The sequence below is a fragment of the Rhizobium sp. RCC_161_2 genome, assembly GCF_041355235.1.
In the GTDB taxonomy this organism is placed as follows: Bacteria; Pseudomonadota; Alphaproteobacteria; order Rhizobiales; family Rhizobiaceae; genus Rhizobium.
Window position 1 is genome coordinate 82415 of record NZ_JBFUPL010000015.1, and the last position, 14532, is coordinate 96946.

Consider the following 14532-nt stretch of genomic DNA (forward strand, 5'->3'; position numbering starts at 1 on the left):
GAATGTCGCGCCAAAGCATGATCCTGGCTGGTTTCTTCTTCAATCCGCAGGGAGACCACCGCCTGTCATGGCGGCACCCACGCGCGCCTCGTCACGAATTTCTCGATCTCGACTACTACCGTCGGCTTGCCAGCATTGCCGAAGGTGCCAAGCTGGACGCAATCTTTATTGCGGACCATCTCGGCGTCTGGGATACCTATGGAAGCGGGTTGACCCATTATGCCAATCCCCGCCTGGAGCCTCTCTCACTCGTTTCCGCCCTGTCCGCTGTCGTCAAGGACATTGGGTTCCTGGTCACTGCATCCACTTCCTACACAGAGCCTTTCAACACTGCCAGAATGTTTGCCTCGATCGACCACATCAGCCAGGGACGCGTGGGCTGGAATGTAGTGACGTCGGCACTCGAGGAAGAGGCCGTCAATTTCGGGCGCGATTCAAACATCGATCACGCGACACGTTATGAGCGTGCCAACGAATTCCTCGACGTCGTGAAGTCTCTATGGGACAGCTGGGAAGATGATGCGCTGGTGATTGACAAAAGCTCGGGCATTTTCGCCAATCGCGACCATGTGCACGCCCTCAACCATCATGGAAAGCACTTCAAGGTCAAAGGTCCCCTTAACGTTCCGCGCCCGCCGCAGGGGCATCCGCTGATTGTCCAAGCCGGCTCATCGGATGCCGGCAAGGAACTCGCCGCCGCGCAAGCAGATTTGCATTTCGCCATTGTTCGCAATGAGCAGGAAGGGCTTGCCTATCGCGCTGACATCAATGATCGGCTGGCAAAATACGGACGCAAAGCCGAAAGCCTTAAGCTGCTGCCAGGCATCCTGCCGATCGTGGCTTCATCGACCTCCGAGGCGCAGGAAAAGCAGGCATATTTGGAATCACTGATGCTTGATGAGGTCGCCGTCGATCTCCTGTCGAGCTGGGCTGGTACGGATCTGTCTATCTACCCTCTCGACGGCCCTGTGCCAGACCTGCCCGAAGAGGCCAGCTACAATGGCTGGAGAACCTGGCTTGCGATTGTCCGGAACGAGGCCAATAAGGGGCTTTCGATCAGGCAACTGGCGCGCAAGATCGCCAACACCGGCTCCGTCCCGCTTGTCGCGGGTACGCCGCGCCAAGTAGCGGACGAATTGGAACACTGGTTCGTTTCGGGTGCGGCCGACGGCTTCAACCTCATGTTTCCGCTCTTGCCTGAAGACTGGGAAAATTTCATGACTCAGGTGGTTCCTGAACTGCAAAAGCGTGGTCTTTTCCGCACCGAATACGAACCCGGGACACTGCGTGAACGCCTGGGTCTGGCTCGTCCGGCAAACAGATTTTCCGCAGGGTAGGGCGCATGGCCAGATACATCTCTGCCGTTCGAGGGTGCCGCAGCGAGCCCGCCGACCGGCGCGTATGCTTTGCCGATATTAAGACCCTGAGCCGAAACCCTTTTTTCCACATAAGTCCATAAAATAAGCCGATTTTATTTTCTAAGACCATTAAAGACGCTTCGGGCGAGCCGTTTCGGATGTTCACCCCCTTCTGGCGAGCGGTGAATAAGCTCGGCGGACCGCCGGTGCCAATTGCCACACCAAACGGAATGACGTTCGCGAGCAACCCGGATCGGGTGTCACGCTTCTTGGTGAAACTTGAGGAGCTGAAGCTTGAGCCTTCCTCGCCTGACTGGGCGGGCGGATTGCGAGCTGCTTGGCGGCATGGGGAGCCTGCTGCGCAGGATGAGCTCGGCCGTTTTCTGGCCGACCAGCTATCGGACTATGCCGAGAGCCGGGATCGCCCAGACAAACATCTGACGTCACATTTGTCGCCATATCTCAGCTTCGGAAACATTTCCGTTCGCCAAGCCTGGCATGCGGCAATCGCTGCAGGAGCGGAACACCAGCAGATGAATCTGCGAAAGCCGGATAAATTTCTATCCGAACTCGGCTGGCGAGAGTTTTCCTATAATCTGCTCTACCATAATCCAGATTTGAGCACGCAAAACCTGCAGCGAAAATTCGACCGTATGGCGTGGAGAAGAGACCCAGCGGCATTCAAGGCCTGGCCACAGGGTAGAATCGGTTATCCGCATCGTCGATGCCGGAATGCGCCAACTCTGGGCTACCGGTTGGATGCACAATCGTGTTCGCATGATTGCCGCTTCATTTCTGGTCAAGCATCTGTTGATCGACTGGCGCGAAGGCGAGGCCTGGTTCTGGGACACGCATCATCGATACGGACCCCGCCAACAATCCCGCGAGTTGGCAGTGGGTTGCGGGCACCGGCACCGACGCAGCCCCTTACTATCGTATTTTCAATCCCATCCTTCAGGGGGAGAGATTTGACCCGAACGGCGTGTACGCTAAGGAATGGATACCCGCCCTCAAAGATACAGATGCACGCTATGTTCATCGTCCATGGGAGGCTTCGGGCTGTAATGCTCCCAACGAATATTGCCGTGGAGCCCTAGAGCTCCGGTGAACGCGCGGTCTATCCGGGGACCTTCGTGGGGAGCGATCCTGGCAGGGTCTCCCAGCCTCATAAATGGAATTTATCGGACGCCAGCGTAACGAAGCGCGATGAAAGCCATCAGGCTCGCGACCGCGAAGGCGTTGAGGTTCAGCAAGGTCGATAGATCTGTGTCCGTCCAAGCGTGAAGTGGCAAGCCGATATAAATCCGCGAGATGATGAAAGCCAGAAAGATGAAGGCTGTCACGCCTCGCTGCCACCATTTCTCTCCGCCATGAAATGACAGCGCTGCCAGCATGATGCAGGGTGCCAGGAAAAGCGCAGTGCCCGATCCAGTGCCGAACAGCTTTGTCTCGAAGAGCGTATCGATCGTACCAATGAGAGGCAGCGCGAGGCGCGCTGCGAGCGGCGAGCGGCTTGCAAGAAACGGAATGGCCAGGAAGAAAGGTACTGCAATCAGCGTGCCGAGCGAAGCCACAATGCCATTTCCTACGAGCCACCAGACATAGAGCGGGTAGAAAGGCTTGTTCGCTATAATCACCCAGGCGATCGTGATGCTCGCCCGGGTGAGAGGATCCGGTGATATTCCAAGCCCCGACATCAGGCGACTGGCGTCAGAAGATAGTGGCCGACGCCCCAGATATCGCCGTTGTCATGGCCGAACAGGCCGGCTGTTGCCAGGAAGAACAGGCGCCAGCGGCGCTGCCATAGCCAGGCGTCCTTGCCGTAAACGCTTTTGAGAATTGGCTGGACGCGGTCGATCTCCCGGTCGAAGTTGGCGAGCCAATCGAGAGCCGTGCGGCGGTAATGCGTGCCCGACCAACGCCAGTCCTGTTCTACCTTGAAGAGATCGCCGAAACGGTGTGGCAGATCGAAAGCCGGCATGATACCGCCAGTGAAGAAGTGATGGGCGATCCAATCGGCGGGGTCGGAGTGATCGAAGCGGTAGGAGCAATCCCTGTGCGTGAAGACGTGCAGGAAAAGCTTGCCGTCGGGCTTCAACCAGCTGTGGACCCGTTCGAGAAGGGTGCGCCAATTGGACATATGCTCGAACATTTCGACCGAGACGACCCGGTCATAGGTCTGACCTGCCGAGAAATCGTTCATGTCAGCGGTGATGACTGAGAGATTGTCCAAACTGCGCTGTTTCGCCTGCTGTAGAATATATTGGCGTTGCGAGGCTGAATTGGAGACTGAGGTGATCCGGGCATTCGGGAAACGCCGCGCCATGTAGAGCGACAAGGAGCCCCAGCCGCAGCCAAGTTCGAGGATGTTCATGCCGTCCTGAATGTCGGCATGCTTCGCCGTCTGCAGGAGCGCATGAGTTTCCGCTGCGGCAAGCGTCGTATCGGCACCCGGATAGAGGCAGCTTGAGTATTTTCGCTGCGGTCCGAGCACCAGGGAGAAGAATTCGGCCGGCACTTCGTAGTGCTGACGGTTCGCCTCATCGGTATGGGTGGCGACGGGGAAATGCTTCATCGTCTCAAGGAAAGCGCGTTCGGCTTTCTCGGGCGCGGCAGCCAATTTGCGCTTGGTGCGGCCGCAGAGGAAATCGATGGCTGCGAGCGTCATGCCGTCGGTGAGCGGAGCCCGCTCTGCGGTGTTGATGGCGAAGGCCAACATGTTCATTGCAAATCTCCATGTTTGCGGGGTCCGGGGAAGAAGGCGTTGACGCGGGTCTGCAGCGCGCGGAACGTCTCGCCGCGCGATCTCAGCATGTGTTCTTCGAGCGGCGGGATGCCGGAGATATAGACCAGCAGCCAGTACATCAGTGCCGGCGCGAGTAGCGAAAGCCAGCTCCAGGGGGATGCTGAGAGGGCGAAGAGCGGCCAGACGCACCAGCCGAGCCATTCGAAGAAGTAATTGGGATGGCGGGAATAGCGCCAGAGCCCGGTCTCGCAGACGGCAGTCTTGGCGCCGGGCGTCTTGCGGAAGCGGGCAAGCTGTACGTCCGAGATTGCCTCCCCACTGAGCGCTATGACTGCGACGAGGATGGCGACGAGATCGGATGCGCGTGGATAAGGCGCGGTGTTGGCGGCCGCGAGATAGACGGCGAGCACGAGTATGAAGGCAGCAAGCGCCTGGACCTGCAGGAACACGAAAAGACGCCAGGGGGCCGAATCGCCCCATTCCTCGACAAGTTTGGCATAGCGCGGATCTTCGCCACCAGCTCTGGTGCGCGCACCGATATGGCAGCCGAGCCTGAGCGACCAGGCGGCGATGATGGTGATAACCGCGATGCGCCGGTCAACCGCGCCGCCGGCGAAGATCGCCGCGCCAATGCCGCCGAGCCCGACCGCGAAGGACCAGATCGTATCGATCCAGCCGCTTGCGCCGGTCTCGCGCTGCACGGTCCAGGCACCCGTCATTGCAAGGGAAAGGCAGATCGCGATGAAAGCCAGAAGAAGGTAGTCCATCAAACCCCTCGCGTTGCGGAACGCGTCATTGCGCTCGTTCCCGTATCTACGGAGGGTGGGCAAAACTAGTTTCGTCCCGCGTCAAAAAATCGATCAAAAAAATACGGGCTTGGTGAAACTCGTCGTGGAGACCTCTCGTAACTGTTTCGAAGCGGCCGAAGAGACGGCTGGGATCGTCGCGCGGAAGAGAGGATTTCATGGGATATTACGATCGAAACACGGGCGGCCGTCGCTTGAACATCGCAATCATCGGCACCGGTATCTCAGGTCTCTCGGCCGCGTGGCTGCTGTCGCAGCGCCACGACATCACCGTATTTGAAGCGGCCGATCGCGTCGGTGGCCATAGCAATACGGTGGATTTCGACGATACAGCAGGCAGCATTTCGGTCGATACCGGCTTCATCGTTTACAACGAGGTCACCTATCCCAATCTCACCGCCCTGTTTCGCATATTGGATGTCCCGACGGCTGCTTCCAGCATGTCGTTTGCGGTATCGCTCAACGACGGGGCCTATGAATATTCCGGCGGTACCGGGTTCGGTCTGTTCGCGCAAAAATCAAATGTCATCAACCCGCGCTTCTGGTCGATGATGCGCGATCTCGTGCGCTTCTATCGCAAAGCGCCACACGATCTGCCAACGATGGGTGGCATCTCGCTGGACGATTATCTGGTGCGCAACGGCTATGGCCGTGCTTTCCGCGAGGATCACCTTTATCCGATGGCGGCGGCCATCTGGTCGACGCCGGCCATGGAGGTCGGCCGATATCCGGCGGCGCACTTCGTGAAATTCTGCCGCAATCACGGCCTGCTCGAACTCTGGGACCGGCCGATCTGGCGCACGGTCAAGGGGGGAAGCCGTGAATATGTGAAGCGGATGACGAGCGGGTTCGCAGATCGCATCCGGCTCTCGACGCCGGTAAAGGCGATCCGCCGCGGTACCGACAATGTGGAGATCATCGACGCCCAGGGTGGCCGGCATATCTTCGACGATGTGGTGATCGCCACCCATGCGGACCAGGCGTTGCGCATGCTGACTGACGCAAGCCCGCAGGAGCGGCGCATCCTCGGGGCGTTTTCCTATTCCCGCAATGAAGCGGTCCTGCATGGTGATACCAGTCTCATGCCGAAGCGCCAAGCCGCATGGTCGAGCTGGAACTATCTCGCCGACACGCGCGAGGCGGCGACCCAACCGTCAATCACCTACTGGATGAACCGGCTGCAGCCGCTCGGCCAGGCTCCGCCGACCTTCGTGACGCTCAACCCACGCCGATCGCCGCGCGAGGAGACGATTATCCGCCGCGAGGTCTACGAACATCCGGTCTTCGACATGGGTACGGAGCGGGCGCAACGGGAGATTTGGTCGCTGCAGGGCGTTCGAAACACATGGTTCTGCGGCGCCCATTTCGGTTCCGGCTTTCATGAGGACGGAATGCAGGCGGGACTTGCCGTGGCCGAAGATCTCGGTGGCCTGCGCCGGCCCTGGCAGGTGGCACAGGAAAGCGCCCGCATTGTTCGCAAGCCGGTCATCGGCTCGACCACGCAAGAGGTGTTGGCATGAAGGCCATACTGCAATCAGCCCTCTTTCCCGGCCATGTGACGCATGCGCGACTGACACCGAAGGCGCATAAGCTCGCCTATCGCATCTATTCGCTGCTCATCGATCTCGATGAACTTGATGAACTCGATCGCCGGCTGCGCTGGTTCTCCGTCGATCGGTTCAATCTCTTTTCATTTTACCGCAGGGATCGCGGCGACCGCTCGGGCTCGGACCTTCGAGCGCAGGTGGAGCGCTGCATGCGTGCGGTCGGTGTGGAACCGGACGGCGGCCCGATCCGGCTTTTGACGATGCCGCGGCTTCTCGGCTGGGCCTTCAATCCGCTCAGCGTTTTCTTCTGTTACGACAGGAACGGGCAAATCAAGGCCATCCTCTGGGAGGTCGACAACACCTTCGGTGAGCGCCATGGCTACATGATCCCCGTCGAGGATGAAGTCGGTGACGCGATCGTCCAGCATTGCGAGAAGGTGTTCCATGTCTCGCCGTTCATGGACATGGACCTCCGTTACACTTTTCATGTTTCGTTGCCCACCGACACGTTGGTGATCCGGATCGACACGTTCGACTGCAAAGGTCTGGTGCTGACGGCACGGCACGTAGCGCGGCGCGTGGAGCTTTCGGATGCCGCCTTGCTAAAAGCCTTCGTCGCGATCCCGTTCCTGACGCTCAGGGTGATCGGAGGCATCCACTGGGAGGCCCTCAAGATCTGGCTGAAAGGCATCCGTCTGCGTGAGCACCCGCGTCCGCCGGAAATGCCCGTCTCCCTCGTTCGCCCCCCATCCGCACACAGCGCCCACATACAGCAAGGTCGAGGTTCATGAGCTCGTTTGAAGATTCCCCCGGTATTCCGCTCGATGTTTCCACCGAAACGGACCGGCTCGGTTTTGGCGGCAGATTGCTTGAGCGGCTGCTCGGCAATATCCGCTATGGACGATTGAGAATAGAACTGCCATCAGGCGGATTGATCGAGAAAACCGGATCGGAGCCCGGGCCGGACGCTACGATCGTCGTGAGACGCTGGCGCATGCTGCGCCGTCTTCTGACTGGCGGCGACATCGGATTTGCCGAGAGCTTCATCCATGGAGACTGGACTACGCCGGACCTGACCGCGGCTATCCGCTTTGCGGCAAGGAACGGTGAGGCTCTTGCCCCGGCGATCCATGGATCCCCGTTGATGCGGCTGCTCTATCGTCTGGGAAATCTGCTGAACGCCAACACGAAACGCGGCAGCCGAAAGAATATCGAGGCGCATTATGACCTCGGGAATGACTTCTACAAGGAATGGCTCGATCCTTCGATGCTTTATTCCTCGGCAATCTGGGACGCGGCTACACCGACGCTCGAAGCCGCCCAGCAGCGCAAGCTTGAGAGGGTCCGCAAAAAGCTCTCATTGAGCGGCGGCGAGACAATTCTCGAGATTGGCTGCGGCTGGGGCGCTCTTGCCATGCATCTTGCCTGTGAAGCGGATGCGGAGGTGACCGGCATCACGCTCTCGCCCTCGCAACTCTCCTGGGCGAAGAATGCTGTATTTAAGGCCGGCCGGGACAAGCAGGTCGATCTTCGGTTGCAGGACTATCGCGATACGAACGGACAGTTTGACCGTATCGTTTCGATCGAGATGTTCGAGGCCGTCGGTGAAGCCTATTGGCCAACTTACTTCCAGACGCTGAAGCGATGCCTGAAGCAGGGCGGCCGGGCGGTTCTGCAGATCATATCCATCGAGGAACGCCGTTTCGAAACCTATCGTCGGGATACGGATTTCATCCAAAAATATATCTTTCCCGGCGGCTTCCTGCCCTCGGATTCCGCCGTTGCGGCCGAGATCGCCAAGGCAGGCCTGAAACTCATCGAGACCGAGCATTTCGGCAAATCCTATGCTCGCACACTCGCCGAGTGGCGGTCGCGTTTCCATGCTCGCTGGCCGGCAATTGCCGCCCTCGGTTTCGACGACCGCTTCAGACGGCTTTGGAACTATTACCTTTGCTACTGCGAGGCCGGCTTCGAAGAGGGGGCGATCAACGTCGGATTCTACACGATCGAACATTCCGAGCCTAAGGGGCGGTAGCGATGGAACGAGACATGCACTTCAAGTGGATTGTAACGGTTGCGGCAATGTTGAGCTTGGGTTCTGCAACCATGGCCAATGCGGCTGGTATAGATGGCCAGTGGGCGCGCGGTGACGGCAATGCCAAGGTAAGGATCGCGCCATGCGGATCGAACATCTGTGCCACCAATACCTGGATTAAGCCCGGTACTCCGAGTGAGAAGGCCGGCGACATATTGACGATGACGATCAAGCCGGTTTCGGACGGCGGGTACTCGGGTACGGCCTTCGATCCGCAGCGCAACCTGACCTACAAGATAAGCGTGAGCGTCAAGGGCGATACGATGACCACGAGAGGCTGCGTGCTCGCGGGGCTCCTCTGCAAGGACGTCAATTGGTCGCGCATCAACTAGCCAAACGGAGTGCAGACATGCCGAAGCTTTCCATGAAGACTTACATCATCGCCTATGTCGTCACTCTGGCGGTCTTCGTGGCGATCGACAGCATTTGGCTCGTGACCATGGCAGATCGTCTCTATCGACCGGCGATGGGCGATATGCTGACTTCGGATTTCCGGCTGACGCCCGCCGTACTCTTCTATCTCGTCTATGTCGCCGGTTTGACGTTCCTTGCCATTCGCCCAGGACTGGTATCCGGCTCGTTTGGTATAGCGGTTCTCCATGGCGCGGTACTCGGCTTCACGGCCTATGCGGCTTACGATCTTACCAACCAGGCAACGCTGAAGAACTGGTCGACGACACTTACGGTGGCGGACCTCATCTGGGGCACTCTTCTTTCTGCTTTCGCCTCCGGCGCCGGCCGATGGATCACGAGTGGGATCGACGGTGCGCTAAGACAACGCGCGAACAACCTTGATGGCTAACGCTCGCGACTTGACGCAGCCCGTCTTCGCCATTCCTCAACGCCGTGTTTTCGCGACGAATGCGGGTTGTTTTTCCAGATCTCCCGTCTCTATATACAGAGGGCGAGAAGGTTCTTTCCGAATGCAAAGCAATGAGATCGCAGCTCTGATCAATCACGTCGCGATGGGAGATCGCGCGGCCTTTGCAAAATTGTATCGGGCGACGAACCCGAAACTTTTCTCGATATGTCTTCGTATTTTGAAGGACAGAACGGACGCGGAGGAAGCCCTTCAGGAAATCTATATCAAGGTTTGGCAGCGCTCCAAAACCTTTGCAACGAGTGCGGGGGCGCCATCCGTCTGGTTGGCTGCGATCGCACGCAATCATGCGATCGATACTATCAGGGCAAGAAAGCCGGTGGCCGACGATCTTGACGAGGCCTATGATCTTGCGGACGAGAATAGCCCCGATCCGGAGCAGCAGGTGGCGATCGCTGACGAGGGCCGTCGGATCGATAGCTGCATGCAGGAACTGGATGCAGTGCGTGCCCGCGCGGTTCGGAGCGCTTATGTCGACGGTTTGAGTTATCTCGAGCTGGCGGAGGAATTGAAGGTTCCCTTGAATACCGTACGCACATGGCTGCGCCGGAGCCTACTCAAACTCAGAGAGTGCATGCAGCGATGACATCGGGCGATCAAGGTCAAGGTGGACGCGCGCAGGACGAAATCCTGGCCGGCGAATATGTACTCGGCGTGTTGTCGCTTGAAGCGCGGCGCCGGGTCGAGCAGCGCATCGCGAACGATCGAGCCTTTGCCGCAGTCATTGAACGATGGCAGACGGACTTTGCATCGTTCAACGACGATTATGAGGAGCTCGCGCCAAGCGCTGCCGTCTTTACGCAGATTGAGCGGCGCCTGTTTGGTCCTGTCGAATTGGCAACGCCATCCCATGGTTTTTGGAATTCCGCCATTTTCTGGCGCCGGCTTTGGCTCGCGACATCTGCTGTCGCCATCATTGCCTTGGTTTATACTTCCGGCGCCGTTCCAACGACGCACAGCACAACGCCACTGGTGGCGGAACTTTCCGCACCGAATAATCAGGTCAATCTGCTGGCTTCCTATGACGCCGCAAGCGGCCGTCTGCGCATTGTGCCGGTCGCCGCAAGCGGGACGGGGGAGAAGTCACTGCAGCTTTGGCTGGTGCCAGGCAGCGGCAATCCGAAGTCGCTCGGCGTCTTCCAACCGGGCGCGGACGGCGAACTTGTGATCCCGGCCGACCTTCGCGGGAGCATGGCCGAGGGCGCGACCTTCGCCGTCAGTCTAGAACCATTTGGCGGCTCGCCGACAGGCTTGCCCACCGGTCCGGTGATTGCGAGTGGTGTCGCCCGCAGATCTTGATCTTTTCCTAAGGAGAGGGGGATCTCCCGTTGCCGCGATGATATTTCGCGGTGGCGCTGAAACTATTTACGTCTGCTCTTCGTCTTGTCTCTAGCTGCAAACAGCGTTGATCCCGAACCTATCAAGAGAGATCATGACCGACCGTATTTTTCGGCCTATCCCCATTCTCATCACCCTGATTTTCGCAATGAATATTCTCGGCATTTCTGCGATGGCCGCCGAACCGCCGGGGGGCCAAGTCCGCATCGATGTCGGCGGCTTCAAGCTCAACAGTGTTCTTGTCGGCGCAACCGGAAAGGCCGATCTTCCGCCGATCGTCTTCATCCATGGCGCGAGCACGAGCCTCTATGACCCGATGCTGTCGTTCCGCGACAAGCTGGAGGGCAGGGCGGAGTTGCTCTTTGTCGATCGACCGGGTCATGGACGCTCCGATATCGGAGGGAGTGAGAATATCCTTCCCGATGGCCAGGCCGATGCAATAGCCCGCCTGATGGAAAAACGCGGTATCCGCAAGGCCATCATCGTCGGCCATTCGTTCGGTGGGGCCATTGCCGCCGCTCTCGCGGTCCGTTATCCGGAAAAGGTGGTCGGGCTCGTGTTTCTGTCGCCCGCGGTCTACCCATGGCCGGGCGGGATCGCCTGGTATTACCAAGCGGCGCGCGCGCCGATCACCGGTCCACTGTTCAGTACAATCGTCGCTCTTTCGATCGGACTTCTGGCGATCGATCGGGCAACGAAGGAGGTTTTCGCGCCGAATTCGCCACCCCCCGGCTATATCGAAAAAACCAAAGCCCTGCAGGCCCTAAGGCCCATAGCTTTTCGTCACAACGCACAGGAGATCGCGGCGCTGAGCAATTGGGCAGAGATCGCCTCCAGGCGATATCACGAAATCAAAGCGCCGACCGTCATCATCACGGGAGATGCGGACGAGATCGTTTCTCCTGACGTTCATGCGCGCCATCTCGCACGCGACATAAGGGGTGCGGAGTTTCTGGTTGTCCACAATCTCGGGCATAAATCGGACTATATCGCGAGCGACCTTGCCATTGCTGCGATCGAAAAGGTTGCGGGGAAGAACCGCTATCTGAAATCGAAGGCGAGAGCGCTCGAGAAACGGATCGCAGACGATGGGCGGAACTAAGCCTTGACGTTCGCGCTGCCGCAAATTTCCGTCACCTCTCGAAATCAGCTCTCAATTTTAGTGTTTTAGAATCAATTATTTGGATCCGTAGTTGCGGCCCACGCCGTCCTGCCGTGAAATCAAACGCGGATCTCAGGTTATCTGTCAAAACAGATTGGGGCACCGTAGCATACCACATTCTCAATCACGGCGGGTCGCAGGTTTCGTACTCACATGCTTGCGGCCGGCCAGTCATTTGCCCGCTCCTCGCGAGCGTCTTCCGACACATCCTCTGCAGGGTCGGGATCACGTTCATTCGCTATCCGCAGATGTTCGATTTCGTCGATCGTGGCTTTGAAAGTATCGGATCATCGTGTGTAACAGTTTGTTTTCGTGGCTCGCATCCCCGTTGGATCGGTATGATCCGATGTTGGACCACTCTAGATTTGCTCACGATAGAATTGCAGCAACCTTGCGCCTGCCGGCGACAACCACTCGGCCGCGCCGGTAATGTAGCCCTCGATGCGACCGCCAGTCCCCACCAGATAGGTGGTGGGCATGCCAGTAAGCGTGAACACCGAAGCGGATGACCCGGTTGCCGCTTTGTACACGTCGGTGTAGCAGGCGAGGTTTTGTACAGGGATACTATCGAGGAATGTGCGTATTTTCTGCAGGTCCGCCGTGTCGGTGCAAATCGTGACGACATCAAGCTGGCTGCCTTGCGATCCGGCAAGGCTTGCAAGGACCGGCAGGTCCTCCCGACAAGCCGCGCACCACGTCGCCCAAAGATTGACCAGCGTGATACGTCCTGGCTTTGCTGTCACCACGACGTCTTTGCCATGCAGATCCCGAAGCCGAAGCGGCGCCATCGTCACACGGGGTTCCAACAGCGTGAACTGGCTGCGGACCGTTTCAAACACCGGAGGCCACGCGGGATCCTTGCCCTGCGCATGACTTGCGCGGGGAGTTACAAGCAGTGCCGGCGCCGCCATCAGTAGCGATCGTCTGGACAGGGAGACGGAAGGAGCGAACGTAGCATTACGCATGAATATAGGCCCAGCCCTTGAGTTGCAGGTCAACCACTCGCCCGATACCGAAGGGGACCAGCCCAGCGTCGGGTATCAGTGGAATGGAGATATGTTCCTTGGCTTCCGCAATTGCCTTGGACGATGCGCACATGCTGTAGGTGAGGTCTGGCAGCATCTGGCGTAGCGCTGCGAGCGGCTCGGCAAGCGTTGTCTTGTCCGCTCGAAACACTTCGATGCCCCTGCCATTGGCGACGACCTCAATCAGCAGTCTTGCGCCTTTGTCGGCGAAGTGTTTGGCGAGGTTGGAAGAATAGCTGATTGCGTGTCCCATAACATAGGGATCGCTGCTGTCGATCAGGATCACCACGCCGTCAACGGTAGGAGCATCCCTGGCTACGGCTGGCCCACCCGCCGTGAGGATCGTTGCGCCAGCGAGCAGCCCCCTGCGAGACAATTTATTGGAAGAGACCATGGCGGCGGCGTCCTGTCTGCCAAAATCACCGTGGAGAGATAGGTGCCTTCTTACCGCGGCCCCAAAGGACAAAGACCACGAGAGGAAGCAGAACAAAGTTGAGCGGTAGGGCTGCGAATTCACCACGCGAGGCGTGGAAAGTAATGGCGAAGATTTGCAGCACGGCGCAGCCCAGCGCCGCCAGAACGGTCAAACGCGGCTGGATGCGGGTAAAAGCGGGCAGAAGAATACCAAGCCCACCCGCCGCATCAACGATGCCTGTCAATCGCAACAGCGTTGGATATTGGGTCGGCCATGGCGTTCCCCACATAGCTGCCAGAGCTTCGGCGGGCATGAAGAGCTTCTGGTAGCCGAACACAAGGAAGGTGACGAACAGAAGCGTCTGAACGGTCCAGAGGCTGATCTGCAATATTTTGGCGACAGGCGGAACGGACGTAGAGACAATGTTCTCTTGCATGGGAATTTCCTCTTCGGTAATGGGGCTTCAGGCGGCGATGCGAGCAATCTGAGCCCGCGCGTGGGTAATAGCGTTTGTCGCCGCGTCGGGGCCGCGGCTCACACCTTCGATACGGATCAGCTCGACATCCGTGATGCCGATGAGGGCCAGAAGGGCCCACAGGTATGGCGTGGCGTGATCAAGTGCCGCCACCGGCCCTTCGGAATAGGTCCCGCCCGAGGCCAGCACGATGTAGGCCTTCTTGCCTTTAAGCATCCCCTCGGGGCCACCAGCGGTATATTTGAAAGTCTTTCCAGCCCGGACGATATAATCGATCCATGATTTAAGGCTCGAAAGGATGGTCAGGTTGATGAACGCGGTGCCAATGACCAGTGTTTCCGCCGTGCTGAGTTCGTCGACCAACTCATCCGACAGGCGGATGATCGCGGCTTCCGCCTCGTTCAGGTCGCTGACAGGCTTGCGGATCCCAACAGCAAAATTGCTGTCCATGTGTGGCAGTGGGTTGGCCGCGAGGTCACGATGAACCAGCGCCGTGGCAGGGTTAGCCGCTTTTAGTCGCTCCGTAAGCTCGACGGCGATCTGGGTCGAATACGAACCGGGGCGCGGACTCGCGGTGAGAAGCAGGATGGACATGACGAGTTCCTTACCTAGGCCGTGTCCCCATAACGGGGTTCATGTTGGTGCTGGTATGTGATTCAATCTCCAGAAAAGGAGATTGCTATGC

19 protein-coding genes and 1 pseudogene are annotated in these 14532 nt (G+C 58.6%); 13 read left to right on the top strand and 7 right to left on the bottom strand.

The features are described from left to right. Positions 1-17 precede the first annotated feature (17 nt). The 5 genes and pseudogenes from AB6803_RS28575 (at position 18) to AB6803_RS28595 (ending at position 2466) form a co-directional block, all read left to right on the top strand. Entirely contained in the window at positions 18-1337 is a 1320-nt protein-coding gene (locus tag AB6803_RS28575; RefSeq protein ID WP_371112071.1) for an LLM class flavin-dependent oxidoreductase, read from the top strand. A 315-nt stretch (positions 1338-1652) separates the two neighbouring features. Beyond that, complete coding sequence (locus AB6803_RS28580; RefSeq protein WP_371112072.1) at positions 1653-1799, top strand: hypothetical protein; 147 nt, start codon at positions 1653-1655, stop codon at positions 1797-1799. 92 nt (positions 1800-1891) lie between these two features. After that, positions 1892-2011, top strand: a pseudogene (locus AB6803_RS28585) (hypothetical protein); the annotation flags it as partial. A gap of 79 nt (positions 2012-2090) precedes the next feature. Then, positions 2091-2330: an FAD-binding domain-containing protein gene (locus AB6803_RS28590; protein ID WP_371112073.1), complete on the top strand. Its 240-nt coding sequence runs from the start codon at positions 2091-2093 to the stop codon at positions 2328-2330. After that, positions 2215-2466: an FAD-binding domain-containing protein gene (locus AB6803_RS28595; RefSeq protein WP_371112091.1), complete on the top strand. Its 252-nt coding sequence runs from the start codon at positions 2215-2217 to the stop codon at positions 2464-2466. The genes AB6803_RS28590 and AB6803_RS28595 overlap by 116 nt, the downstream gene beginning before the upstream one ends. A 70-nt stretch (positions 2467-2536) precedes the next feature. Here the strand turns inward: AB6803_RS28595 and AB6803_RS28600 are convergent, their stop codons facing one another. From AB6803_RS28600 to AB6803_RS28610, 3 genes are read right to left on the bottom strand one after another with little or no spacing between them, the layout of a single operon-like run. Further along, entirely contained in the window at positions 2537-2995 is a 459-nt protein-coding gene (locus AB6803_RS28600; RefSeq protein ID WP_371112074.1) for a hypothetical protein, read from the bottom strand. A 59-nt stretch (positions 2996-3054) separates the two neighbouring features. Beyond that, on the bottom strand, positions 3055-4083 hold the full coding sequence (locus tag AB6803_RS28605; RefSeq protein ID WP_371112075.1) for a cyclopropane-fatty-acyl-phospholipid synthase family protein: 1029 nt from the start codon (positions 4081-4083) through the stop codon (positions 3055-3057). Continuing rightward, a complete protein-coding gene (locus AB6803_RS28610) occupies positions 4080-4871 on the bottom strand; it encodes a DUF1295 domain-containing protein (RefSeq protein WP_371112076.1) in 792 nt (263 codons plus the stop codon). The genes AB6803_RS28605 and AB6803_RS28610 overlap by 4 nt, the downstream gene beginning before the upstream one ends. 197 nt (positions 4872-5068) lie before the next feature. Here AB6803_RS28610 and AB6803_RS28615 point away from each other — a divergent pair, with 197 nt between their 5' ends. The 8 genes from AB6803_RS28615 (at position 5069) to AB6803_RS28650 (ending at position 11872) form a co-directional block, all read left to right on the top strand. Further along, positions 5069-6430 carry an NAD(P)/FAD-dependent oxidoreductase gene (locus tag AB6803_RS28615; RefSeq protein WP_371112077.1) on the top strand — a complete coding sequence of 454 codons (1362 nt, stop codon included), beginning with the start codon at positions 5069-5071 and terminating at the stop codon, positions 6428-6430. Then, complete coding sequence (locus AB6803_RS28620; protein WP_371112078.1) at positions 6427-7248, top strand: DUF1365 domain-containing protein; 822 nt, start codon at positions 6427-6429, stop codon at positions 7246-7248. The genes AB6803_RS28615 and AB6803_RS28620 overlap by 4 nt, the downstream gene beginning before the upstream one ends. Continuing rightward, complete coding sequence (locus AB6803_RS28625) at positions 7245-8492, top strand: class I SAM-dependent methyltransferase (protein WP_371112079.1); 1248 nt, start codon at positions 7245-7247, stop codon at positions 8490-8492. Before AB6803_RS28620 ends, AB6803_RS28625 begins: the two co-directional genes overlap by 4 nt. A 14-nt stretch (positions 8493-8506) precedes the next feature. Continuing rightward, positions 8507-8884, top strand: coding sequence for a DUF2147 domain-containing protein (locus AB6803_RS28630; RefSeq protein ID WP_371112080.1), 378 nt, complete (start codon positions 8507-8509; stop codon positions 8882-8884). A 32-nt stretch (positions 8885-8916) separates the two neighbouring features. Continuing rightward, positions 8917-9354: a DUF2177 family protein gene (locus AB6803_RS28635; RefSeq protein WP_371112092.1), complete on the top strand. Its 438-nt coding sequence runs from the start codon at positions 8917-8919 to the stop codon at positions 9352-9354. 121 nt (positions 9355-9475) lie between these two features. Further along, positions 9476-10018: a sigma-70 family RNA polymerase sigma factor gene (locus AB6803_RS28640; protein ID WP_371112093.1), complete on the top strand. Its 543-nt coding sequence runs from the start codon at positions 9476-9478 to the stop codon at positions 10016-10018. After that, the gene (locus AB6803_RS28645; protein WP_371112081.1) at positions 10015-10731 is read left to right on the top strand and encodes an anti-sigma factor domain-containing protein; all 717 of its coding nucleotides are present in this window, start codon (positions 10015-10017) and stop codon (positions 10729-10731) included. The genes AB6803_RS28640 and AB6803_RS28645 overlap by 4 nt, the downstream gene beginning before the upstream one ends. A gap of 133 nt (positions 10732-10864) precedes the next feature. Further along, entirely contained in the window at positions 10865-11872 is a 1008-nt protein-coding gene (locus tag AB6803_RS28650) for an alpha/beta fold hydrolase (RefSeq protein WP_371112082.1), read from the top strand. Positions 11873-12291: 419 nt separating this feature from the next. On the opposite strand, the gene AB6803_RS28655 is transcribed toward AB6803_RS28650, so the two are convergent. The 4 genes from AB6803_RS28655 to AB6803_RS28670 are packed head-to-tail and all read right to left on the bottom strand — an operon-like array spanning position 12292 to position 14441. Further along, complete coding sequence (locus AB6803_RS28655) at positions 12292-12843, bottom strand: TlpA disulfide reductase family protein (protein ID WP_371112083.1); 552 nt, start codon at positions 12841-12843, stop codon at positions 12292-12294. A 46-nt stretch (positions 12844-12889) separates the two neighbouring features. Continuing rightward, the gene (locus AB6803_RS28660) at positions 12890-13351 is read right to left on the bottom strand and encodes a DsrE family protein (RefSeq protein WP_371112084.1); all 462 of its coding nucleotides are present in this window, start codon (positions 13349-13351) and stop codon (positions 12890-12892) included. A 25-nt stretch (positions 13352-13376) separates the two neighbouring features. Next, positions 13377-13808 (bottom strand): DoxX family protein, encoded by a 432-nt coding sequence (locus AB6803_RS28665; protein WP_371112085.1) that lies wholly within the window; start codon positions 13806-13808, stop codon positions 13377-13379. 27 nt (positions 13809-13835) lie between these two features. Beyond that, positions 13836-14441 (bottom strand): FMN-dependent NADH-azoreductase, encoded by a 606-nt coding sequence (locus tag AB6803_RS28670; protein WP_371112086.1) that lies wholly within the window; start codon positions 14439-14441, stop codon positions 13836-13838. Between the last annotated feature and the right edge of the window lie 91 nt (positions 14442-14532).